The sequence below is a fragment of the Iodobacter ciconiae genome, from assembly GCF_003952345.1.
GTDB lineage: Bacteria > Pseudomonadota > Gammaproteobacteria > Burkholderiales > Chitinibacteraceae > Iodobacter > Iodobacter ciconiae.
On record NZ_CP034433.1, the window covers coordinates 1,628,029 to 1,651,917 of the forward strand.

Below are 23,889 nucleotides of genomic sequence, written 5' to 3' on the forward strand. Positions count from 1 at the left end.
TTCAGGCAGCCCGATATATAGATTGACCGCCATTCTACCCGTGCTCTCAAAATGAATAAACAAGTGTTCTTAAAATGACTCAACAAAACCCTGCTAATACCTCTGCCGAATGCCTCTCCCGCATCCGGGTTGTGCTCTCCCATACCTCCCACCCCGGCAATATCGGCTCCACCGCCCGTGCTATGAAAACCATGGGAATCAATAAGCTCTACCTGATCAACCCCAAGGAATTTCCATCTGAAACCGCCACCGCCTTGGCGAGCAATGCCGACGATGTGCTTAATACCGCTATTGTTGTGGGCAGTATGGAAGAAGCCCTTGCAGGCACCACTTTGCAAATTGCCCTGACCGCACGCCGCAGAGAACTCGCCCACCCGCTGCAAACGCCAAGACAGCTTGCGCCTGAAATTATTGAGACCATCCAGGCGGGCCAGGATATTGCGCTGGTGTTTGGCACGGAAATGTCTGGCCTCACTATTGATGAAGTGCTGCTTTGCAACCGCATGGCCACCATCCCTACCAATCCGGATTACTCCAGCCTGAATCTGGCGCAAGCCGTTCAGGTATTCGCCTACGAAATCTTCGCCACCCTTGCTGACGACGTATCCTATCTTGCCGAAAGCCGCGACAACGCCACGCACGATGCACTGGAGCATTTCTTTACACACCTTGAAGCAACGCTGAGCACAATTGGCTTTCTTAAGCCCGACGCCCCCAAGCGCCTGATGCCCAGAATGCGCCGCATGTTTACCCGCGCCAATCTGGAGCGCGAAGAAGTCGATATTCTGCGTGGCTGGCTGCGCGCCACCACAACCACAGAAAGATGGCTAAAGCCTCCGAAATAACTTGGCTTGTTGCTTAGTACATTTAATAAAAAACGGCTTTGAACCTGGATAGTTCAAAGCCGTTTTTTATTCTTTTCACTGATCAACAACTCACCCCTGCACCACACAAAAACTTACATAATAACAAAGCATACTTAAAGCAATTCATCAATCATGCTAGCACAGCACTATGATCAAGCCTGAGATTGCACTAATTGCTATTAGCCTCGCTTAAGCGAAAAGGATTACATACAATGCCAACTAAAATTAAATTTCTAAGATTTGACGCAAACTCTATCAAAGCAAGATTCATCAAAGGAGAAGACTCAGATATTATAAAATGGCTTACATCGCCACAAACAAAAAACCGATTCAGCCTGCATTTTTTTATTCATAAAGATGACGCAGAGGCATTTACAAAAGACGCCGACGTACAAAAAAATGAGCAGGCACTCGGAGAATTTAATTCACTATGCCAAAAGAATTTTTTTGAAATCACAGATGAACAAACTAAAAACACGCACATAAGCAATACAATGCCTTATGGTTTACCTCGCCCGATCCTCGTTTCATCAAACATTTCATCAAATAGACCCCATATCAACCCAGTAACAATGGGGCAAGATGACGTTATAAAACTCCTTAAAAACCAGTAATACACAAACAATGCCATTCACTAAGATTGGATACACGAGAAATAAAACCACTCGAACTACTCTAAGCCACCGGCCTTGCCACATCCGCGCACCATTCACTCCATGAGCCGGCATAGAGCCTTGCCCCGCTTAAACCCGCCACTTCCAGTGCCAGTAAATTATGGCAGGCAGTAATGCCTGAGCCGCATTGTTGCACCGTATCGCTTGCATCCACCCCCGCCAGCAGCTGCTGCCACTCGTCCTTCAGCACACCCGCAGGTTTAAAGCGGCCGTCTTCCTGCAAATTATTTTGAAAGAAACGATTGATTGCACCTGGGATATGCCCGCCCACCGGATCCAGCGTTTCGCCCTCACCCATAAAGCGGGAAGGAGAACGAGCGTCCACCACAGTAAAACCGGGCTGATTAATATTCGCCAGCACGTCTTCCACCCTCACCATCAATGCAGCGCGCAGCCTAACAACAAACTCAGCCACAACTGGCTCTGGCACGTCTTGAACCACCCCGCCCAGCCACGCGGCCATTCCACCATCCAGAACCTGCACCTGATCGTGCCCCAGCCAGCGCAGCAACCACCACAATCTGGCCGCATACATCCCACCCTGTGCGTCGTAAGCCACTACACGGCGTGAGTGGCTTACGCCAAAACTGGCCAGCCTATCCGCCAGAACTTGCGGATCAGGCAAAGGATGGCGGCCATTCACACCCGTTTTAAGCCCGGAAAGATCATCATCCAGATGCAAAAAATACGCGCCCGGCAAATGGCCTTCTGCATAGGCCACCCGCCCCGCCTGCGGATTAGCCAGATCATGACGGCAATCAATCAGCAGCACACCGGCCAGTTGTTCTTGTAATTGTGAAGCAGAAATAAGCGGGGACATCGACAAGTCCTGGTGCGTTAAAAAAAACAGGCCCGTACGGATACGGGCCTGCAGGAAAAAAGAGAATCAGGTCTTAGGCAGCGTTACGCCACTCTGGCCCTGATACTTACCTCCGCGATCGCGGTAGGATGTTTCACATACGTCATCTTCGTCCGCCTCAAAGAACAAGACTTGCGCCACACCTTCGTTGGCGTAAATTTTGGCGGGCAGCGGCGTGGTGTTAGAAAATTCCAACGTCACATAGCCTTCCCACTCCGGCTCAAACGGAGTGACATTAACAATAATGCCGCAACGCGCGTAAGTGGATTTACCCAGGCACACCGTCAGGGCATTACGCGGGATACGGAAATATTCCACAGTGCGTGCTAATGCAAAAGAATTCGGCGGGATAATACAATAACCCTTACCAGAAACATTCACAAAGCTGCCTTCGTCAAAGTTTTTTGGGTCAACAATGGTTGAATTAATATTGGTAAAAACCTTAAACTCATCGGCACAGCGAATATCGTAGCCATAGCTGGAAGTACCATAAGAAACGATACGCTCGCCATTGACTTCCTTAACCTGCCCCGGCACAAACGGCTCGATCATGCCGTGCTCGCTGGCCATACGGCGAATCCACTTATCAGATTTGATACTCATTACTGTCACATCCCTATCACATATTAGGGCGTATTGTAGCTGCGCAGCCACAGCCACGCATCTATAATCATCACAACAACGGAGATTCTCTTGATGCCAAACACGCTTTGTCCGGAATTAAAACTCGCCACCACATCCAATCAGCAGTTCGACACCACGGCACTCAAAGGCCAAGCCTTTGTGCTCTATTTCTACCCCAAGGACAGCACCCCCGGCTGCACCACCGAAGGTGGCGATTTTCGCGATCATCATGCCGAATTTCTTGCCGCCCAATGCCTCGTTTTCGGCATATCCAGAGACAGTCTTAAAAGCCACGAAAACTTTAAAGCCAAGCAGGAATATCCTTTCGAGCTAATTTCTGACACGAATGAGACAGCCTGCCTCGCTTTTGGTGTCATTAAGCAAAAGAAGATGTATGGTAAAGATGTAAGGGGAATTGAGCGCAGCACCTTTGTAATCAACAAAAAAGGAGAAATTGCTAAAGAATGGCGTGGCGTTAAAGTACCGGGGCATGTAGTAGAAGTACTGGAGTTCGTAAAAACGCTTTAAGTTGCAATACAGGGTGAGAAACCTCAATAGACTCAAGAGCTAAGCAGCGTCCTCACCCCAAACCCACCTTTTTCCGTTCCAGGAGTTCATCATGGCAACCCGCAAGCGCAAAGCACCGAGTGTCACCAAGCTCTTCGTTCTGGATACCAACGTTTTAATGCACGACCCCACCTCGCTATTTCGCTTTGAAGAACACGATCTCTTTCTGCCGATGATGACTTTAGAAGAGCTCGACAACAACAAAAAAGGCACCTCCGAAGTTGCCCGCAACGCCCGGCAAGCCAGCCGTTTTCTGGAAGAGCTGATTTCCGGCAGAGAATTGGATCTGCATAACGGCGTGCTGCTTGATTCTGCCAGCAAGGGCCAAGCGCTAGGCCGGCTCTTTATGCAAACTGAAGCCATTACCAGCGTTCTGCCCGCCCAACTCCCCATGGGCAAAGCCGACAACCAGATTCTGGGCGTCGTCCACCACCTGCAACAAATGCACACCGCCCGCCAAGTGATCTTGGTTTCCAAAGACATCAATATGCGCATCAAGGCGCGGGCGATGGGTTTGGCTGCGGAAGATTATTTTAACGATAAAGTTTTAGAAGACACCGATCTGCTCTACACCGGCATGCGCGAAATCAACCAGAAATTCTGGGAATGTAATGGCAAGGATCTGCAAAGCTGGCAGGAAGGCGGCCGCAGCTACTGGAAAATCAAAGGCCCGGACTGTGCCGAGCTTTACGTCAATCAGCTGCTTTATCAGGCTGGCGACACGCCTTTGTCTGCCCGCGTAGTGAATGTAGAAGGTAAAACAGCATTAATTGAAAGCCTGAAAGATTACAGCCATCAAAAAAACGCCATCTGGGGAGTTGTTGCCCGCAATCGCGAGCAAAATTTTGCCCTTAACCTGCTCATGAACCCGGAAGTGGATTTTGTCTCGCTGCTTGGGCAGGCCGGCACAGGCAAAACCCTGCTAACATTGGCCGCCAGCCTGGCACAAACACTGGAATCCAAGATTTACACCGAAATTATCATGACCCGGGTCACAGTGCCGGTTGGTGAAGACATCGGCTTTTTACCCGGCACCGAAGAAGAGAAAATGATGCCGTGGATGGGGGCGCTGGAAGACAATCTGGATGTGCTCAACCAGTCGGATGCCGAAGCCGGCGACTGGGGCCGCGCCGCCACGCGTGATTTAATCCGCTCACGCATTAAAGTAAAATCGCTCAACTTTATGCGCGGGCGCACCTTCCTCAAGAAATTTCTGATTATCGACGAGGCGCAAAACTTAACCCCCAAGCAAATGAAAACCCTCATCACCCGCGCTGGCCCCGGCACCAAGGTGGTGTGCCTGGGTAACATCAGCCAGATCGACACCCCCTACCTGACCGAGGGCAGCTCGGGGCTAACTTATGTGGTTGATCGCTTTAAAACATGGGAGCACTCCGGCCACATCACCCTTACACGGGGCGAGAGATCCAGACTGGCAGATTACGCGGCTGAGGCTTTGTAGTTTTCAGGTTTTTGCAAAGAAACGGGTCTGCGCTGGCAGACCCTTTTTACTTACATAATTTCTTACAAAGACATATTAATGGCATTCATGTAAGAAGGATTAAGCCCTTTACCGTCACACCAAGCCTTTAATCGCGGACCATCAAGGTCAATATATCCAGTACCATCATCTAATGTTGCAATTAAGAGTTGGTTTGCAATTTTTTGTAGAATATTCGCCTGAATGCTGACAGCACAGGTATCAATAAGCTCTCTCACGATATCTTCAAACTTAACGCAATACTTCTTTTCAATGTAATCGACCATCGACTGTTCAAGCTCTAAAAAGCCCCCTCTAAACACGAGAGAACTTGCCAAGTCCACCGCTGCAACACTTAGTTTTATCGGTTCCCAAGCCAGGACTGGTGACCTCTTTAGTTGCTTCTCAGAGTAGGAGAAACTTTCAAAGATGAATCCATTTTGGCCTTCCTTTGACGCCCCTCTAGCAAACAAAAGCTCTTTAAGGTTCTCGTAATCCATGTCAGTTCCAAAAGGCATTCTTACTTTACAGAAAACCGATATCTTGGACCAAAGAAATTCGAGAAGGGTACGTGCACTATTTTGCCTAGCAGAGACCAAAAGCAACCATTTACCCCTCTCCCTAAATGCAAGGTAAGGACATCCTGTGCACTTCACCAAACTAAATTCACCGGAGGTGATCAATGAAGGCAGTAGCTCAGGTGATGCGACACTGTCAGCGCCACAATTGGACTCAATTATGTCTAGCATCGCCTCTCTAAGCCCTTCCTCTGTGGCATAACCATCGAACCCAAGAAGCACGGTAACTGGTGCATAGATTTGTCGAGCGAGTGTTACATACAGAAGGCGATCTTCGTCTGGTAAAGCATCAAGAGCAGCTGCACTACAGGGGCCAGTACGTCCGGTAATTTTTTCGTATGACTCACTAGCCAAGGTAAGGTCAAACGTTTCCTTATCAAATCGCGAAATGAAACTCTCTATAAAATGTTTCTGCACTGCAGCCAAATGCCCAATTCCATCAATCAAATCTTTCTTTTTGAGGGTTTTCTTTATCTCTAGAACACATAGCACCTGTTCAATTGGGTAAAAGAATTGCTCAGTCAAACCATAGCGTTGCCCCTCACCTTTTACTAACATGCCATCGATTTGATTGGGAATACCAACAATAAAACCAGATACAACTCGCAAGTCCAGGTTTGGTGGTAAAACAAATTCACTCTCTATTCCAGCTTTCGCAATTGCTTCATAAGCAGTCCCGAGTGTTGGCATATGCGGCATATCAAATTTTGATGCTTTTGTTCGCTCAGCGGCAACGAAGGACTCTAGAAGTTCGGAAGCGTTTTTTATCATAAAGGACTACTTATTAATGCCTAGTTGATTTTTGATTTGAGGAAATATCAGGCTAAAACTGTGCCACGCTCCTTGAGCTAGGGCTTAAAACCCCGTCTAAGCACACCGAGCACGAAGGGAGACGAACAGGGTTATCGTTTGGCTCCCGCCACGCGAGGGAACCGCGGAGCGGGGTGCGCTTCGGGTCGCCTTTCTTTGCTTACTTTCTTTGGCGAAGCAAAGAAAGTAAGTCCCCGTCGCGGACTGCGACTGTAAATTCACGTGCCGCAGGCACTTAAATTAAACGACAGCTATCTTATGCTTTTAACCCTATATGTGTAAGTATACTTACAATAATATTTTTCTTCGTTTTCAAATCTTAAATTAGAAAAAACCACGCCGATGCGGAACACCCCGGCACCGGCTTGGTTTTTCAGCAGAATGGCTCACTACGCCATAAACTCAACTCACTGAAACGCCACCTCCGCAAAACTCCTTAACTTACGGCTATGCAGCTGCCCTTCGCCCTGATCGCGCAGCAACTCCATTGCTCTGATGCCAATCCGCAAATGCTGATCTACCCGCTCGCGGTAAAAATGGTTGGCCATGCCAGGGAGTTTGATTTCGCCATGCAGCGGCTTGTCACTTACGCAGAGCAAAGTACCGTAAGGCACACGGAATCTGAAGCCGTTGGCGGCGATGGTGGCGCTTTCCATATCCAGGGCAATGGCACGACTCTGGCTAAAGCGGCGCTGCGGGCGATTGTCGGGGAGTAATTCCCAGTTGCGGTTATCGGTACTCGCCACGGTGCCGGTACGCATAATGCGTTTGAGCTCGGCCCCTTTCATTTCGGTGATTTGTGAAACGGCCGCTTCTAAGGCAAGCTGGATTTCTGCCAGGGCAGGCACTGGCACCCAGAGCGGCAAATCTTCATCAAGCACATGATCTTCACGCACATAGCCGTGCGCCAGCACGTAATCGCCCATTTGCTGCGAATTTCGTAGCCCGGCACAGTGCCCGAGCATAACCCACGCATGGGGGCGTAATACGGCGACATGATCGGTAATGGTTTTAGCATTAGCCGGGCCAACGCCGATATTCACCATACTAATGCCGGAATGATCAGCCCGGATCAAGTGGTAAGCGGGCATCTGCGGCAAGCGCGGTGGGGCTGCCCCCAGCGCATCAGACGCCTCGGCAGCAAGCCCCGCGCGGCGGGTGATCACATTGCCCGGCTCTACAAAGGCAATGTATTCGCTATTTGGGTCTTGCATGCATTCATGCCCAAGGCGTACAAATTCATCGATATAGAACTGGTAATTGGTAAACAAAACAAAATTCTGAAAATGCTCGGGCACCGTGCCCGTGTAGTGGCGCAAGCGGTGCAAAGAGTAATCAACCCTTGCCGCTGTAAACAAAGACAGCGGCAAGGGCTCACCAGGCCTGGGCTCGTAAGTGCCATTAGCAATGCCATCATCCATCGCGGACAAATCCGGCAAATCAAACATATCGCGCATTAGCTGGCGGCGCTCGGCTGTCAGCGTACCTTCAATATGATCATGTTCGGCAAATGAAAAATGCACCGGAATGGGCTGGGTACTCACACCGACTTCCAGCTCATTCTGGTGGCTTTGCAAAAGCAGCGTAAATTGATCCAGAAAATATTGCTCATAAAGATCGGGGCGGGTTAAGGTGGTTTCAAAACTGCCAGGGCCTGCGACAAAACCATAGCTTAAATGCGCACTTTCATTTGTGCGCCTTGCCACGGTATCTGTTTGAATTCTGACAAAGGGATAATAAGCCCGAACATGCCCCGGCAAAGCATCCCCTGCAACAAAACGCTGCATGGCATCACGCAAATGCGCCACGCTGCTTTCATAAATCAGGCGCACCTGTGCAAGCGCATCCATTGGATCTGTATGGCGGGTTGGTGCTATAAACTCGGGTAAATACGGCATACGTCGACGGCTCATTGGTGCGTCTCCAGCTTTTTTATTGAAAATACACGGCAGATAAATCTTTTATCGCAGCCATTCTACTTTTAAATATATTACGAATATCTTATTTTATTGAAATTCAAAAGTCTGCTCCCGGTAAAAGTGGGCGACTCGCTTCGGACTAAAAAAACAAATCTTAATTAAAATGCCCCCCCAAAAACCAATATTCAAACCAAAAAAAACCGGACATTTGCCCGGTTTTTTTAAAAGACCCGGCAATCAGGCCGCCAAGTCCTGCGCCTGAATAGCGGTCAGCGCAATGGTAAAGACAATATCATCGACCAAAGCGCCGCGCGATAAATCATTCACCGGTTTACGCAAGCCTTGCAACATCGGACCAACGCTGACCACATGAGCACTACGCTGCACGGCCTTGTAGGTGGTGTTCCCCGTATTGAGATCAGGAAATACAAATACCGTTGCCTTACCCGCCACAGCACTACTCGGTGCTTTTTGAGCCGCCACTTCTGACACGGATGCTGCGTCGTACTGCAAAGGACCATCCAGTATCAGGTCAGGATAGAGATTGCGCGCCAGCTCGGTGGCTTCACGCACTTTATCTACATCGGCACCCGCACCTGATTTACCTGTGCTGTAGCTGATCATGGCCACTTTAGGATCCACACCAAAAGCACGGGCACTGTCTGCGCTTTGTTTGGCAATTTCTGCCAGCTGGGCTGCATTAGGGTTAGGGTTAATCGCACAATCGCCGTAAACCAAGACTTGCTCTGGCATCAGCATAAAGAACACCGACGACACAATAGAAGAGCCCGGCGCCGTTTTAATCAATTGCAGTGCAGGGCGTACAGTGCTTGCTGTGGTATGAATTGCGCCTGACACCAGACCATCAACTTTATTAACCGCCAGCATCATCGTGCCGAGCACCACGGTGTCTTCCAGCTGTTGCAAGGCCTGCCCTGCAGTCAGCCCCTTGCTCTTACGCAACTCAACCATAGGCTCAACATACTCATGGCGAATTACATCCGGGTCCAGGATTTCCAAGCTATCGGGCAACACCACACCTTGTGCGGCGGCAATAGCTTCGATCGTGGCACGTTTACCTAATAAAACGCAGTGGGCAATCCCTTTTTCCTCACACACAATCGCTGCACGAATCGTGCGTGGCTCTTCCCCTTCGGGCAAGACCACGGTTTTACGAACCGAACGCGCTTTCTGAATGAGCTGGTAGCGAAAAGCGGGTGGCGACATCCGGGTAGACGGCGGCACTTGTACTGCGTTCATCAGCATCGCCATATCAATTTGCTCAGATACTGCATCGAGCACCAGATTCATGCGCTCACTATCATCTGTTGCCACCGCAGGCTGCAACTGGGTAATACGAATCGCAGTATTAAAACTGTCGCTATCTGTACGCATTACCGGAATACCACTGGTCAGCGCCTGACGTGATAATTCCAGAATACGGCTATCTGGCTGACTTGAATGGGTAAGCAACAAACCGGCCAATTGCACACCCTGGCTTGCCGACAGAGCCGTAGCCAGCATCACATCATCTCTGTCCCCGGCACTCACAACCAGCGCGCCTGCTTTCAGGCGTTCAATCACTTCAGGCACGGAACGGGCTGCAACCACGGTTTCCAGCACACGGCGACTAGCAATATCACCTTCAATCAGGATTTCTGCATTTAAGTGACGAGCAATATCCAGGGTACGTGGCGCAAGCAAAACAGGGTCGAACCTGATTACCCCCCAGAGCGGGATACCGTCCAGCTCATATTGCACAGAAGCTGCATCAAACTGGGCGGCAGCCTTATTGAAAATCACCCCGGCAACTTTGCAGCCTTCGTTTTTCAACTGACTGGCTGCCAGACGAGACTCCGCCACTGCACCTGTTGCGCTTGCGCTCGCTACCAAGATTACTTCTGCCTGCAGGCTGCGTGCCACTTCATTATTCAGTCTGGCAGTAAACGCATTGCTTGGATCTAAGTGCATTCCTTCAACCACCAGCACATCTACATCATGTGCTGCACCCAGACAAAGACTAATAATATCTTCCAGTAATTCATCATTCTGCCCTGCTGACACGCGGGCAATTACCTGTGCAATTGATAAAGACGGTATGCATTCAATCTGGCAAATTTGTGAAGCAAAGTGAGTAGAACGTTCAACACCCTGCGGCTCCTGAGAAACCGGCTTTACGAAACCCACTTTCAGACCCTGGTGCTGCAGCGCACGAACCACACCCAAAGAAACCGAAGTCAGTCCGACATTTTGTCGGGTTGGAGCCACAAAAAAGGTTTGCATATATCATCCTCAGCACGTAATAAACTTTGCTACTAAAAAACAACTAAACAGGGGAAATAAAGCTGACAGCACCCTTTAAAAACATCAAGATGCCCGCGAAGGCCGTCAATGTAGAACATTACGTCATATTTAGGTCGGCAACTTTCACACATCGAACACGATCTTTGTTCCATGTCATAAAAAAATGCTGCATCGCACACTAAATTAGCTAAATTCAAACTCAGCCCTGATGCTTTACTAAGCTTAGCAGCCCCACCCGAAAAAAAAGCTTGCTTACCCTGGCACCCGCAAGCAACACAAATCTCTGTTAATCGTTTGAGCTGTATTGCCATCCTGCTTTAACACAAAGATTCGGGGTAGAATTGCGTCGCACCATTTAACCCGCCCGCCCGCCCCACGGAGCGGGCTTACCTGCCACTTAATCACCCGGTGAGATTTATGACGGTTATTGTCGTTTTCAATCAAAAAGGTGGTGTAGGAAAAACTACGGTAAGCGCCAACCTGGCCGCCGCCATAGCCAAAAATGGCGTAGAGCCGCTGGTAATTGATTTAGACCCGCAAGCCCACCTCACTTCGCTTTACGGGGTTAAGCCAAAAAACCACCAAAGTATTTATCGCTTCTTTCAAGGGGCAAGCACGCTATCTGATTTAATTATTACAAGAGATGACGGCATCAACTTTGTGCCCTCACATTTAGAGCTGGGGAAAGTAGATGCCCAGCTTACCCGCCACAAAGATCATGTATGGCGCCTCAAGCTGGCACTGACAGCAGAAATGCTTTCGGGCTATGGCCTCCCCATCATTATTGACTGCACCCCCACGCTCGGCGTGCTGTCTTTTTCTGCCATGTTTGCCGCCGACATCATTCTGGCCCCTGTTGCCGCCGAATACCTGGCCCTGAACGGCGCGGTACAGCTGGCGCAAACACTGAAAGGACTTGAGAAGTTTCAGGCCAGAAAGCCAAGGCGCTTTCTGATCAACCGCTACACGCCAGGGCAAATTACATCAGAAACCGTAGCAGGCCAGCTAATCAAGCATTTTCCCGGAGAAGTACTTAAAACCCGGATCAGAGAGCAAGAAGCACTCTCTGCGGCAGTGGGCAGCGGGGCCAACATCTTTGACTTCGCCCCGACTTCCGGCGCAGCAGCAGATTTTACATTCTTACTGGACGAGCTGATCGAATCAAACCTGATCTCGCTATCACTGGACTTACCGTTTGAGTGAAGCTTTTCTTGGTGGGGTCAGAAAAATCTGCAGACACTGGGAACACAAAGTTTAAGGTTTTTACCCCCAAGATCAGCATTAATACTCCACCGGTACCGGATCCAGGCTGCGCCACAGATACCATGTGGCGACAGTGCGCCACGGCTGCCATTTTTGCGCCAAGTCACCAATATCACCACGGGGCAGACGCTCTCCGCCGTGATAAAGCAGTGCAATGGCCTTAAGCAAGCCGATATCATCCAGTGGCAGCACATTAGGGCGGAGCAGGTAAAAGATAAGAAACATTTCAGCGGTCCAGCGGCCTATACCGCGGATATCGACCAGCTTGCCAACGACCGCCTCATCATCCAGATCATACCAGAGCGCTGCATCCAGAAAACCTGCCTGCTGGTGTCTGGCTAAATCATAAAGGTACTCTACTTTGCGGGCGGATAAGCCACAGGTGCGCAATTCCTCCACACTGCTTTCCAGTACGCGTGCAGCTTCAATTTTTTGCAAATGAGCAGCAAAACGCGCCCATACCGAATCTGCCGCCTTAACAGAAATTTGCTGGCCGACAATGGCACGGGCCAGTGTATGAAACACTTCGCCACGCCCCTCCAGGCTGACACCGGGGTAACGGGCAATCAAACCGGCCATCACAGGATCAGCAGCAGCCAGCCCGGCAGTGGCTTGATCCCAATAGGCAGGCTTTCCATAAGTAGCGCTCATTTGATTCTTTCGGGTAGTTAAAAACGTCGATGACTGACAAAAAAACAGCGAAAGAAGGAATTTAAACTTGCCCCTCTTCCGCCCTGCCTAAGCAACTTACTCGCCGGCAACCGTCATCTTGCTAACTAAAATCGAGCCGACCTTGCGGCTGGACCAGGGCTGGCTGTCATCACCAATACCCACGATATTTTTAAAGATGTCACGCAAATTACCGGCAATGGTAATTTCTTCTACCGCGTGTTGAATCACGCCGTTTTCCACCCAAAAGCCTGCAGCACCACGTGAATAATCGCCCGTTACCATATTGGTGCCGTGACCCAGTAGCTCGGTCACAAATAAGCCCGTACCCAGCTCTGCCAGCAATTGCGTAAAGGTATGTGTTGGCGCAACAATCAGATTATGCGAGCCACCCGCATTACCAGTCGTGCTCATACCCAACTTACGTGCGGAATAGCTGGATAAGAAATAACCATTAAGCACGCCCTGACTGACCACATCACGCGCAACCGTTGCCACACCCTCGGCATCAAACGCGCCGCTGCTCATGCCTTTTTTAAGAAACGGATCTTCTTTAATGCTGACACAAGGCGCAAAAATAGTTTGTCCTAAGCTATCAGGTAAAAAACTTGATTTGCGGTAAAGACTACTGCCACTGACAGCCTGCACAAAAGTGCCAATCAGGCCGGAAGCCACAGGCGCTTCAAATAAAACCGGATACTCGCCGGTTTTAACGCGGCGCGCACCAAGACGGCGTAAAGATCGCTCACCCGCCCGCCGCCCCACCGCAGCAGCCGAATCCAGATCCAGATGAGATCTGGCCGAGCTGTACCAGTAATCACGCTGCATGCCCGATTCATCCTCGGCAATCACTGCAGCAGAAAGGCTATAGCGCGAGCTGCGCTCTGCACCCACAAAACCTAAAGAATTGGCATACACAAAACGGCTCGCCCCGGTGGAGACCGATGCGCCTTCCGAATTGCTGATACGCGCGTCCACACCGCGGGCAGCATCTTCACACTCGGTTGCCAGCGCAATGGCGCCTTCTACCGACAAATCCCATGGATGGTATAAATCAAAATCAGGGAAAAACGTCGCCAGCCGGTCTGCATCCGGCAAGCCTGCGAAAGAATCTGCTGCGGTAAAACGGGCAATGGCCAGCGCAGCTTTTACGGTTTCTTTAATGGCATCAGCTGAGAAATCACTACTGCTGGCGTGACCTTTTTGCTGGCCCAGATAAACGGTAACGCCCACGCCTTTATCGCGGTTGTATTCGATGGTTTCCACTTCCCCCAGGCGTACCGATACATTTTGTCCATAACCTTCGGAGACATCCACATCGCAGGCTGTTGCACCTTGATTTTTTGCCTGCTCAAGCACCATGGCGGCCAAATCACATAATTGTTGCTGATCAAAACTAAATTCGGACACAGTTCATTTCCTGTTTAGCGGTACGTTGTTATTTAAGTGCTTTTGCGACGTATATGGTGCTTTAGCAAATATGCTAAGCAGTCAAAGCACTCACTTTCAGATTAAAACTTGGTCTCTATCGTTTTTTCTATGCACTCTATGGCAGAGAAAGAAGCAGTCTTTGGTATCATACCGGTTTTGCAAGCAAGTAACCCTATCATGGCAACACCAAAACACGACCTTCCTGACGACGATATCGAGTACGTCAGCAAAACAGAAATGAAGCGCGAGATGACTGCGCTGCAACAGCTTGGCGAAAAACTGATTCCGCTGGACAAAAAGCAACTGGCTACGCTTAAACTGCCAGAACGGCTGTTTGACGCCATTTTAGCGGCAAAAAAAATCACCGCTAACGGAGCAACAGCAAGGCAAAAGCAGTTTATTGGCAAACTCATGCGAGATGTTGACCCGGAGCCCATCAATGAGCTACTGAATAAACTGGCAGGCTTGTCAGATCGCCACAGTGCATGGCTGCATCGCTTAGAGCGTTTACGTGAAGGCATGCTGGCTGACCCGAAAATTGTTGAAAATTTTGTAAACGAGCACCCGTCAGTAGAAATTCAGCAACTGCGTCAGCTGGTTCGCAATGCTTTAAAAGAGCGCGAGCTGCAAAAACCAGCCAAAGCGTTCCGCGAATTATTTAAGCTGATTAAGCAATATATTCCAGAGCCTGCTCTGCCCGGGCTTGAAGCGTCTGGCCCTGAGGAAGAAGACGAAGAATAAATAAGCAGATAAATCGAATGTGCTGTGGCTCGGCAGAAGCTGCACCTACTCCTCTCAGAGGGGCCACTGGCAGCAATAGAGAGCTATCACCAGCGCTCGGATACACGCAATGGCGCAGCAACCTGGCTAAGTCTTGCTTTATGGCAAGAAAAAGGCTCCTGCTTTTTGACTGATCCTGATACTTTTTTATTAAAGGGCACAGTGCATGGCCTTCAAGGGCGCGTTCGGTGACATGCACCGCGCAAGTGCTTTACCGAGCACCCCAATTACACTCGCTCACCCTCAAAGCAGGCGGGCATATTATGATTTTCAGGACTTGCCTACAGATGAATACGATCAAAATTGGCCTTGTTTCTATCTCTGACCGTGCCTCAAGCGGGGTATATCAGGACTTGGGTATTCCGGCGCTGAAAGAGTGGCTAGGGCATGCACTCAGCAGCCCGCACAGCACTACCAGCCGCCTGATTAGTGATGAGCAAGAGTTAATCGAAGCCACACTTAAAGAGCTGGTCGATACAGAAGGATGTCACCTTGTCCTAACCACCGGCGGCACCGGCCCTGCGCTGCGCGATGTCACGCCGGACGCTACGCTGGCTGTCGCAGATCGCGTCATGCCCGGTTTTGGCGAGCAGATGCGCCAGATCAGCCTGCATTATGTTCCCACGGCCCTTCTTAGCCGTCAGGTGGGTGTCATTCGTAAGCAATGCCTGATTTTAAACCTGCCCGGCCAGCCCAAATCAATCAAAGAAACACTGGAAGGTGTAAAAGATGAAAATGGCAAAGTATTGGTCAACGGCATTTTCGCCGCCGTGCCCTACTGTATCCAGCTATTGGACGGCCCCTGTATCGAAACCCATCCGGCCATCGTCGCAAGTTTCAGGCCTAAATCTGCCATTAAAAATTAATACTGCCTCTGCCTAGATAAAGCACCGTACCCAACGTTAACCCCATCAGGAAAAAATCATGAGTAATGCCGAATTACTACCCTGCGTAGAAATTGAAACTGCCGATCAGCCCACCGCCAGTGTCATCTGGCTGCATGGTCTTGGCGCAGACGGTAACGATTTTTCAGGCATTGTTCCGGATTTGCAATTGCCCGAGCAACTGGCAGTACGCTTTGTCTTTCCGCACGCGCCCCATATGCCAATTAGCTGCAACAACGGCTATGTAATGCGGGCCTGGTACGATATTTTGCATTTTGATCAGATGAGCCGCCAGGCCGATGTAGCAGGTGTAAAGGCATCGGTAGAGATGATCCGCGCCCTGATCACACGTGAAAACCAGCGCGGCATCCCCAGTGAGCGCATTATTCTGGCCGGATTTTCACAAGGCGGCGCAATTGCCTATACCGCTGGTACGCTGCACCCGGAAAAACTGGCAGGGATAGTGGCGCTATCGACTTACCTGCCTGCCCCCGAACTGATTCAAGCCGGGCTAAGCAATCAGGACACCCCCATCTTTGCCGCACACGGCAGCGCAGATCCTGTGGTTGGGCTTGCGCTGGGGGAAGCCGCCAAAGATAAGCTGGGCGAGCTGGGATTCACTGTTAGCTGGCAAACATGGCCAATGCAGCACTCGGTCTGCATGCCAGAAATCCAGGCCATCGGGCAATTTGTTCGCCAGCGTTTAGCCTAAATCCCCTCAAGGCAGAAAGCGTTTATCGATTGACTTTCTGCCTTGATTCATCAACAACGCCCGCGAGGCAGCTTTGCGTCAACTATCAGCTGCCTGTGCTATTTGTGACAGGAAGGTGATTATTTCATTTGGCATAGTCTTCAAGCTAAGGCATCATCCGCCACCTTGCCGCGTGCGTTTTTTGTAAGTCAGAAAATATAATGAAGATTGGAATTATTGGTGCAATGGAGCCGGAAGTCGTCCACCTTATTGCCTCACTTGAAAACAGCAGCAAAGAAACTATCGCCGGTATCGACTTTTACAGCGGCACACTGGCTGATCATCAGGTCATCGTTACCCGCTCTGGGATTGGCAAAGTCGCCGCCAGCATCGCCACCACGCTGTTAATTGCCAAATATCAGCCTGAAGCCATCATCAACACCGGCTCGGCTGGCGGCTTTGTGGATCATTTATCGATTGGCGATATCGTGATCTCATCCGAAGTGCGCCATCACGATGTAGATGTCACCGCTTTTGGCTATGAAATCGGCCAGATGGCGCAGCAGCCTGCAGCCTTTACGCCTGATGCCAATTTAGTCGCCGCAGCCCACCGCGCAGTAGCCAGCCTTGGTCAGGTACAGGCAATTGACGGGCTGATCTGCACAGGCGACAGCTTCATTTGCGACAGCACCCGCACAGCGCAAATGCTCAAAAACTTCCCGACCATGGCCGCATGCGAAATGGAAGCCGCTGCGATTGCACAGGTTTGCTACCAGCATGATGTCCCCTTCGTGATCATCAGATCCCTTTCTGATAATGCGAACAACGACTCACCAATCGATTTTGATCAATACATCATCAAAGCAGGCCACCATTCTGCACTTATGGTCATTGCATTACTGGGGCAGCTGGATGCTGCAGGCGGATCTTTCCAAGCCATCAACAAGCAACAAAAGATCCAGGCCCTGCATTAAGCCTTATGGCGTTACAGCCACTGTGCGCCTGTAACGCCAACCTGTTTTACCTCTGCGCACCACGCCCTTTTCAAACACACGGCTCACACGCAGTGAATCGAATCACTCTTATATATATTTATTAAATACCACTTTAAATTACACCTCTTGCAGGCACGAAAAACAAAAGAAACAAAAAGGTATTATTGCCGAAATAAAAGTAAAAAAATAACAACACGAAATACCGATAAGCAAAAAACAAAGGATTTTTCAGCGTTAATTCTAAATATGCCAAACCATCTGCAGCATGGCTTTAATTAAGCCAATTCATACCAATACCAAATAAATTTCGTACAAAACAAATGAATTGATTCATCACTTACCCAGGGATGACAATAAGGACTTATCAAGCAGACGTTGCTGCTTAAGGAGTTTAAAGTGAAGTATTTCTGGGTAGGAATTTATATCGTACTGAGCATGCAAATCGCTGGCCACGCTCATGCACGTATAGTTGACACCATACAAATCGCCGAGACAGAGGCAATTGACACTGGCGCGCACGGAACTGAATTGACCTCTGACAACCAGCTTGCAAAATGGTCGCAAGCAGCAGATACGCATTCAGCACCCCAGACACAAAACACACTCACCACGACAGCGAACACAGATAAAAACATGCCAGAGCCAGAAATCTTTCTGCTTATCGGACTAGGGGTTCTCGTATTAATCGGCAAGGGATTTCACAGAAACCGCTAGACGACCAGGCATGAACACCGTCACCAGGCAAAGCTGCCCTGCCAGATCCGGCAAGCCATCACACCAGCGGGTAAAAATGCTGAATAATGAGTAACACCAGAACCGCATAAGCGCCGGCAAGAATATCGTCGATCATTACCCCTATGCCCCCGGGCACGCGCAGATCAAACCAGCAAATGGGCCATGGTTTCAGAATATCGAACAAGCGAAACAGTACAAAAGCCAGCGTCCATCCTGCTACTGTTACCGGCACAAACAACAGTACCAGCCACATTGCCACAATCTCATCGATCACAATACCGCCATAATCATGCACACCCAAAGTTTTGCCTGTTATTTCACTCGCCCAGCAGCCAATAACAAAGACAGGCAAACAAAGCCATGCAATGCCTGCAGGAGAAAGCCACTGCATCAGGATGGCATAGAGCGGCAGGGCTGCGAGCGTGCCAAAAGTACCAGGCGCTTTTTGGGGCAGACCACTACCAAAACCAAAGGCAATAAAATGCGCAGGGTGAACGGATAGAAAGCGCCATGTTGGGCGCACCAGAGGAGCTTGTTTATGACTCATAAGCGAAATGATCGAATCCATGAAAGATAATCGGCAGGTGCTGCTGCTTCGCATCAATAAGATGCACTGTTGTACCCTGAATAATTTTACCAATATGAGTGAGCCCTAATTTCAGCTCATCAGCCAGGGCAATAATAGCCTTATGCTGATCGGGTGCTGCAGTAAAACACAACTCGTAATCGTCCCCTCCCGCCAGAAAAGCCTCATACCGCAGCGATTCGGGCAAAGCATCCAGCTCCCCAGCAAACGGCACTGCATCCATCCAAACTTCAGCACCACAAGCCGATTGCTCACAAATATGCCGCAAATCGGCCAGCAAGCCATCAGAAATATCCAGAGCGGCACTGGCAATACCCCGCAAGCGTAAACCCAGCTCAATACGGGGGATAGGCAGATCCAGACGAAGATCACATCGCTCAGCTACATCATCAGGCAGGCTGACACGCCCTGTACGGTGCATAACCGCCGCTGCAGCGGCACCTAACGCCCCGGACACCCAGACTTCGTCACCAGGTTTTGCTCCGCTTCTCAAAAGCGCCTGCCCGCGCGGCAGGCTACCGGCAATCTGAATCGCAATTGTTAAAGGGCCACAGGTCGTGTCCCCTCCGATTAGCGAAATATCATGCTGATCGGCCATTGCAAACAGGCCACGGCTAAATGCCGCCAGCCACGGCTCATCCATTTTTGGCAAAGCCAGAGAAAGCGTAAACCAGCTGGGTTTTGCCCCCATCGCGGCAAGATCTGACAAATTAACGGCCAGTGCCTTACACCCCAGACGCTCGGGATTGGCGTCAGAAAAAAAGTGCCGTCCCTCAACCAGCATATCGGCAGAGATCGCCAGCTGGTGCCCGGCAGCTACAGAGACTAAAGCCGCATCATCGCCAACACCTAAATCTGCATTTTTGGCCGGACGCTTGAAATAATGAGTAATCAGGTCAAATTCATTCAAAACTATTTAAACCCATTCAATTTTTTGCAGATAAAAACCGTTTAATGCGCGAATTGCAAGCAAAAAAAGACGGGCCAGGCCCGTCTTCTGATCAAACTAACCATTATTAAGCATGGCGTTTACCGCGCCCCGCACTGACTTCTTCACTGCGTACCAGCGCTGCCAATTTATCCAGCACCCCGTTAACAAACTTATGCCCATCCAGCCCGCCAAATGTTTTAGCCAGCTCGATTGCCTCATTGATGATGACAGGATACGGCGTTTCCGGCATGGAAATAATTTCATAAGCCCCCACACACAATACAGCTGCTTCCACCATGCTAACTTCATCCATAGGGCGATCAACGTGAGGTGCAATGGCGTCTTGCAAGGATTTCATATCCTTGATTGCACCAAATAAAATGGCGCGAAATAGTTTTTCGTCAGCACGGGCAAAACTAGTATTACTTTCCCGTAAAAAAGCCTCAATATTACCGACATTATCGCCAGCCAATAGCCATTGATAAATACCTTGCACGGCAAATTCGCGTGAGCGACGACGGGATGATTTTGGTTTTGCTACATCGAGGGTCATACTTGCAATGCCTTTAATAAATTCGCTGTTTCCACGGCGACACGCGCAGCATCAGTGCCTTTTTCAAGCACACGCACTTCAGCCTGTTCGTCGTTTTCAGTGGTTAAGATGGCATTTGCCACAACAATACCGTAATCAAGTCCGATACGGCTTACACCGGCGCCTGATTCATTGGCAACCAGCTCAAAGTGATAGGTTTCTCCCCGAATCACTGCCCCTAGGGCAATCAGGGCATCAAAACGATCCGATTCAGCCATCGCAGCCAGAACCAGGGGAATTTCCAAAGCCCCCGGTACGGTGGTGATCAGCATATCTTGTTCAGCCACACCCAGTGTTTTAAGTTCTGCAACGCAAGCATCGCGTAAACCTTCGCAAACCGGTGTATTAAAGCGGCTCATTACAATACCAATCCGTAAACCACTACCTGCCAGATTAGGTGCAATAAAAGGAATATTTGCAGCGACGCTCATTATTTTTTTCCTTGAGATAATTCAAAGCCGGTAATTTCCAAACCAAAACCCGTCATGCTCGGGATACGGCGCTCTGGTGACAATAGGCGCATTTTACCCACACCCAGCTCTTTTAGCATTTGTGCACCAATACCATAGGTACGCAAATCCCACTTTTTATGTTCATTCAAACCTAATTCCGGCAAAGCGCGAGCCAATAAATCATCGCCATCCTCGGTGCGATGCAAGAGCACCATGACACCGCAACCTGCTTTAGCTATCGCTTCCAGCGAAGATTTCACATCCCACGAATGCTCGCTCTGGCCCAAATCCATCCAGTCGATCACCGATAAAGGCTCATGCACACGCACCAGTGTTTCAGCATCAGCAGATGGCTTACCCTTAATCAGCGCCAAATGGCTGGCTGAGGTGAGCTTATCGCGGTATACCGCCAGCTCAAACTCACCTGCAAAGGTAGTGATTGTACGACGCCCTGCGCATTCCACCAGTGTTTCGGTACGGCTGCGATAGTGAATCAGGTCGGCGATAGTACCAATTTTTAGCTGATGCTGTTCAGCAAATACCAAAAGCTCCGGTAAACGGGCCATTGTACCGTCGTCATTCATAATCTCGCAGATCACGCTGGCAGGGGTGACGCCCGCCAGCGCTGCCAGATCGCAACCCGCTTCGGTGTGCCCCGCTCTCACCAGCACCCCGCCCGGCTGCGCCATAATTGGAAATACATGCCCTGGCTGCACGATGTCGCTGGCTTTCGCATCAAAAGCAATCGCCTTTTTGATCGTTAAAGCACGATCATGCGCAGAAATTCCCGTTGTTACCCCGACAGCGGCTTCAATCGATGCGGTAAAGTTAGTGCCAAAGCTTGATCCATTCGCATGAACCATCGGCGCAAGGCCCAAATGAGCACAGCGCTCGGCATTGAGCGTCAGGCAAATCAGCCCGCGGCCATGCTTGGCCATAAAATTAATCGCCTCTGGCGTCACAAAATCTGCAGCCAATACCAGATCACCTTCGTTTTCGCGATCTTCCTCATCAACCAGCACCACCATGCGCCCAGCGCGTAATTCTTCGATAATTTCCTGAACCGGGGAGATATTGACGCTCATAGCAGTACCTTTTTAAGAGGGCTTTCTACAAATAAATGAATTCAGCCTTGCTCGGCCAGAGATGCTCCGGCTCATTATCAGGCAATATTTGCCCATTGTCCCAGATCAGCAGCTGATAGACCATAAGCCAAGCTACTTTTCCCATGACTCACCTCAAAAAACACCTACCGGACTCCCCGGATGAAATATGACATCAGGGCAAAATACTTTCTTTCAACGTGTTCCTCTGCTATTCTCGTGCACTTCACGGGGATTTTCCGGCCAAGTGGATCAGTGCTACTGACGTTTCAACGGGTATCATTCGCCCAACCACATTAGAGTAAATAAGCAATCGGCCAGACAATCTCGATGGTTCAATTCAAAATATCAAAATGGGCCGCTTGGGCCCCTGGTTTACACGAGCAATCCTCCTGGATGGCTTATCTTGCTGCGCAGCACATCTCATCAGATCACAGCCCTGCATTAAGCGAGATGCCCGCTATGCAGCGTCGCCGTGTAGGCCGTTTAGGCAAAATGGCCTTGCAAGCGGCGTATTGGGCCTGCGACAAAGCAGCACAATGCCCGGTTATTTTTGCTTCTCGCTATGGTGACATAGCTCAATCTGTAGAACAGCTTAATCAATTGGCACAAAGCGGCATGATTTCCCCGACTGCATTTAGCATGTCGGTACATAACGCCATCTCCGCTTTATTTTCAATTGCCCGTAAAGATATAAATAGCTACACCGCAATTGCCGCAGGCGGGGAAACGCTTGAAGCGGCATTCACCGAAGCCTTGGCACTGCTGGCCGATGGGGCGAGCAGCGTACTACTGGTTTATTATGATGAACCACTGCCAGCCCCCCATCATATTTTTACCGACACAGCTGATTTTCCGCATGCGTTTGCCTGTCAACTGATTAAATCAGAGCAAGGAATTCATTTAAGCAGTAGAAGCAGCGAACAAAATAACTTGGCTGGTTTATCCGACACCGCTGCTGTATTACATTTTTTACTTTCAGAGCAGCCTGAATGTCAGCATACCGTGGGCTCCCGGACTTGGGTCTGGCAAAGAAATGCTTAAGAGATCGGAAAGAGGCTGGCGGATCGTTGCCACTGCACTCGCCTTCTCGGCATTTGGCCTTGGAGGTGTAGTGCTGGGTTTGATTTTTTTCCCACTTTTACACCTGTTTATTCGCCGCAGCGCACAGAAGACACGCATTGCCCGGCTGACCATCCATTATTCTTTCAGGTTTTTTATTGAGTTGATGCGTGTACTGGGTATTTTGCGTTACCACATTAAAGGGATTGAAAAACTCCATCGCCCAGGCTTATTGATTCTAGCAAACCATCCCACCTTAATTGACGTGGTGTTTTTAATTTCTCTTGTTAAAAATGCCGATTGTGTAGTTAAAGCAGGTTTGGCCCAAAATCCCTTTACTCGGGGACCTATCAGAGGCACTGCCTATATACGCAATAACTCCGGCTCTCAGCTCATCGACGACTGTATTGCTTCCGTACATGCAGGCAATAATTTGATTATTTTCCCTGAAGGCACGCGTACCGCCACCGATGGAACGATGAAACTACAGCGGGGTGCCGCCAATATTGCCTTACGCGGCCAGTGTAACATCACCCCTGTGACCATCCGCTGTCAGCCACTCAGCCTCACCAAAGGCTTGCCATGGTGGAAAGTGCCTGCCAGCCGCATGATTTTCACTTTGGAAGTGGGAGACGACATTGCTGTTACCCCTTTTCTGGAGCAGGCTGCAGGCGAAACGGCTCTTGCCGCCCGTCAGCTCACCCGATATTTACATCACTATTTTTTACCGGAGAACACCGCCCATGCTGGCGCTTGAACAAGAAATCAAAAAACTGATTATCTCTGCTCTCAACCTTGAAGACCTGAGTCCTGATGACATTGATGCCAGTGCACCGCTTTTTATCGATGGCCTGGGGCTAGATTCTATCGATGCTTTGGAGCTGGGCTTGGCACTGCAAAAAAATTATGGTGTCAGCCTGTCTGCAGATTCAAGCGAAACTCGTGCGCATTTTGCCAGTGTACAAACATTGGCAGCCTTTATTTCATCAGCACGCTCAGGCACTTAGCTTCGCGGACAAACCCGGTTCAAGCCT

25 protein-coding genes are annotated in these 23,889 nt (G+C 49.8%); 13 read left to right on the forward strand and 12 right to left on the reverse strand.

Features of this window, described 5'->3' with window-relative positions; all coding sequences use genetic code 11:
- Positions 1-74 precede the first annotated feature (74 nt).
- The gene (locus EJO50_RS07135) at positions 75-845 is read left to right on the forward strand and encodes an RNA methyltransferase (protein WP_125972810.1); all 771 of its coding nucleotides are present in this window, start codon (positions 75-77) and stop codon (positions 843-845) included.
- 233 nt (positions 846-1,078) lie between these two features.
- Positions 1,079-1,480, forward strand: a complete 402-nt coding sequence (locus EJO50_RS07140; RefSeq protein ID WP_125972812.1) for a hypothetical protein — start codon at positions 1,079-1,081, stop codon at positions 1,478-1,480.
- Between the two features lie 61 nt (positions 1,481-1,541).
- Here EJO50_RS07140 and EJO50_RS07145 read toward each other — a convergent pair whose 3' ends face one another.
- A complete protein-coding gene (locus tag EJO50_RS07145; protein ID WP_125972814.1) occupies positions 1,542-2,360 on the reverse strand; it encodes a sulfurtransferase in 819 nt (272 codons plus the stop codon).
- Positions 2,361-2,426: 66 nt separating this feature from the next.
- Positions 2,427-3,002 (reverse strand): dCTP deaminase, encoded by a 576-nt coding sequence (dcd, locus tag EJO50_RS07150; protein WP_099396154.1) that lies wholly within the window; start codon positions 3,000-3,002, stop codon positions 2,427-2,429.
- Positions 3,003-3,095: 93 nt separating this feature from the next.
- Between dcd and EJO50_RS07155 the strand changes: the two genes are divergently transcribed.
- Both EJO50_RS07155 and EJO50_RS07160 read left to right on the forward strand, forming a co-directional pair.
- Positions 3,096-3,551: a peroxiredoxin gene (locus EJO50_RS07155; protein WP_125972816.1), complete on the forward strand. Its 456-nt coding sequence runs from the start codon at positions 3,096-3,098 to the stop codon at positions 3,549-3,551.
- A gap of 91 nt (positions 3,552-3,642) precedes the next feature.
- Positions 3,643-5,052: a PhoH family protein gene (locus EJO50_RS07160; protein WP_125972818.1), complete on the forward strand. Its 1,410-nt coding sequence runs from the start codon at positions 3,643-3,645 to the stop codon at positions 5,050-5,052.
- 62 nt (positions 5,053-5,114) lie between these two features.
- Here EJO50_RS07160 and EJO50_RS07165 read toward each other — a convergent pair whose 3' ends face one another.
- The 3 genes from EJO50_RS07165 to pta all read right to left on the reverse strand — a co-directional run bounded on the left by EJO50_RS07165 (position 5,115) and on the right by pta (position 10,660).
- Entirely contained in the window at positions 5,115-6,419 is a 1,305-nt protein-coding gene (locus EJO50_RS07165; RefSeq protein WP_125972820.1) for a DUF6602 domain-containing protein, read from the reverse strand.
- Between the two features lie 446 nt (positions 6,420-6,865).
- Positions 6,866-8,371, reverse strand: coding sequence for an AMP nucleosidase (locus EJO50_RS07170; RefSeq protein ID WP_233702188.1), 1,506 nt, complete (start codon positions 8,369-8,371; stop codon positions 6,866-6,868).
- A gap of 243 nt (positions 8,372-8,614) precedes the next feature.
- Positions 8,615-10,660 (reverse strand): phosphate acetyltransferase, encoded by a 2,046-nt coding sequence (gene pta / locus EJO50_RS07175; protein ID WP_125972822.1) that lies wholly within the window; start codon positions 10,658-10,660, stop codon positions 8,615-8,617.
- 438 nt (positions 10,661-11,098) lie between these two features.
- Between pta and EJO50_RS07180 the strand changes: the two genes are divergently transcribed.
- Positions 11,099-11,884 (forward strand): ParA family protein, encoded by a 786-nt coding sequence (locus EJO50_RS07180; RefSeq protein WP_125972824.1) that lies wholly within the window; start codon positions 11,099-11,101, stop codon positions 11,882-11,884.
- Between the two features lie 78 nt (positions 11,885-11,962).
- Here the strand turns inward: EJO50_RS07180 and EJO50_RS07185 are convergent, their stop codons facing one another.
- Together EJO50_RS07185 and pmbA are read right to left on the reverse strand one after the other, a co-directional pair.
- Positions 11,963-12,595 carry a DNA-3-methyladenine glycosylase family protein gene (locus tag EJO50_RS07185; RefSeq protein ID WP_125972826.1) on the reverse strand — a complete coding sequence of 211 codons (633 nt, stop codon included), beginning with the start codon at positions 12,593-12,595 and terminating at the stop codon, positions 11,963-11,965.
- Positions 12,596-12,691: 96 nt separating this feature from the next.
- Positions 12,692-13,975, reverse strand: a complete 1,284-nt coding sequence (pmbA, locus tag EJO50_RS07190; protein ID WP_233702233.1) for a metalloprotease PmbA — start codon at positions 13,973-13,975, stop codon at positions 12,692-12,694.
- 246 nt (positions 13,976-14,221) lie between these two features.
- Here pmbA and yjgA point away from each other — a divergent pair, with 246 nt between their 5' ends.
- From yjgA to EJO50_RS07215, 5 genes are all read left to right on the forward strand, one after another.
- Positions 14,222-14,785 (forward strand): ribosome biogenesis factor YjgA, encoded by a 564-nt coding sequence (gene yjgA / locus EJO50_RS07195; protein WP_125972830.1) that lies wholly within the window; start codon positions 14,222-14,224, stop codon positions 14,783-14,785.
- A gap of 326 nt (positions 14,786-15,111) precedes the next feature.
- The gene (gene mog, locus EJO50_RS07200; protein ID WP_125972832.1) at positions 15,112-15,690 is read left to right on the forward strand and encodes a molybdopterin adenylyltransferase; all 579 of its coding nucleotides are present in this window, start codon (positions 15,112-15,114) and stop codon (positions 15,688-15,690) included.
- Between the two features lie 58 nt (positions 15,691-15,748).
- The gene (locus EJO50_RS07205; RefSeq protein WP_125972834.1) at positions 15,749-16,420 is read left to right on the forward strand and encodes an alpha/beta hydrolase; all 672 of its coding nucleotides are present in this window, start codon (positions 15,749-15,751) and stop codon (positions 16,418-16,420) included.
- 200 nt (positions 16,421-16,620) lie between these two features.
- Complete coding sequence (locus EJO50_RS07210; protein ID WP_125972836.1) at positions 16,621-17,373, forward strand: 5'-methylthioadenosine/adenosylhomocysteine nucleosidase; 753 nt, start codon at positions 16,621-16,623, stop codon at positions 17,371-17,373.
- 417 nt (positions 17,374-17,790) lie between these two features.
- Entirely contained in the window at positions 17,791-18,108 is a 318-nt protein-coding gene (locus EJO50_RS07215) for a hypothetical protein (RefSeq protein WP_125972838.1), read from the forward strand.
- Positions 18,109-18,166: 58 nt separating this feature from the next.
- Here EJO50_RS07215 and EJO50_RS07220 read toward each other — a convergent pair whose 3' ends face one another.
- The 5 genes from EJO50_RS07220 to ribBA form a co-directional block, all read right to left on the reverse strand.
- Positions 18,167-18,676, reverse strand: coding sequence for a phosphatidylglycerophosphatase A family protein (locus tag EJO50_RS07220; protein WP_125972840.1), 510 nt, complete (start codon positions 18,674-18,676; stop codon positions 18,167-18,169).
- A complete protein-coding gene (thiL, locus tag EJO50_RS07225; RefSeq protein ID WP_125972842.1) occupies positions 18,666-19,625 on the reverse strand; it encodes a thiamine-phosphate kinase in 960 nt (319 codons plus the stop codon). Before thiL ends, EJO50_RS07220 begins: the two co-directional genes overlap by 11 nt.
- Before the next feature lie 106 nt (positions 19,626-19,731).
- Positions 19,732-20,199, reverse strand: a complete 468-nt coding sequence (nusB, locus tag EJO50_RS07230; protein ID WP_125972844.1) for a transcription antitermination factor NusB — start codon at positions 20,197-20,199, stop codon at positions 19,732-19,734.
- On the reverse strand, positions 20,196-20,669 hold the full coding sequence (gene ribH, locus EJO50_RS07235; protein WP_125972846.1) for a 6,7-dimethyl-8-ribityllumazine synthase: 474 nt from the start codon (positions 20,667-20,669) through the stop codon (positions 20,196-20,198). Before ribH ends, nusB begins: the two co-directional genes overlap by 4 nt.
- Positions 20,669-21,775, reverse strand: a complete 1,107-nt coding sequence (gene ribBA, locus EJO50_RS07240; protein WP_125972848.1) for a bifunctional 3,4-dihydroxy-2-butanone-4-phosphate synthase/GTP cyclohydrolase II — start codon at positions 21,773-21,775, stop codon at positions 20,669-20,671. Before ribBA ends, ribH begins: the two co-directional genes overlap by 1 nt.
- A gap of 414 nt (positions 21,776-22,189) precedes the next feature.
- Between ribBA and EJO50_RS07245 the strand changes: the two genes are divergently transcribed.
- The 3 genes from EJO50_RS07245 to EJO50_RS07255 are packed head-to-tail and all read left to right on the forward strand — an operon-like array spanning position 22,190 to position 23,862.
- Positions 22,190-22,837 carry a beta-ketoacyl synthase chain length factor gene (locus tag EJO50_RS07245; protein WP_206434472.1) on the forward strand — a complete coding sequence of 216 codons (648 nt, stop codon included), beginning with the start codon at positions 22,190-22,192 and terminating at the stop codon, positions 22,835-22,837.
- On the forward strand, positions 22,830-23,612 hold the full coding sequence (locus EJO50_RS07250) for a lysophospholipid acyltransferase family protein (RefSeq protein WP_125972852.1): 783 nt from the start codon (positions 22,830-22,832) through the stop codon (positions 23,610-23,612). Before EJO50_RS07245 ends, EJO50_RS07250 begins: the two co-directional genes overlap by 8 nt.
- Positions 23,599-23,862 (forward strand): phosphopantetheine-binding protein, encoded by a 264-nt coding sequence (locus EJO50_RS07255; RefSeq protein ID WP_125972854.1) that lies wholly within the window; start codon positions 23,599-23,601, stop codon positions 23,860-23,862. Before EJO50_RS07250 ends, EJO50_RS07255 begins: the two co-directional genes overlap by 14 nt.
- Positions 23,863-23,889: the final 27 nt, after the last annotated feature.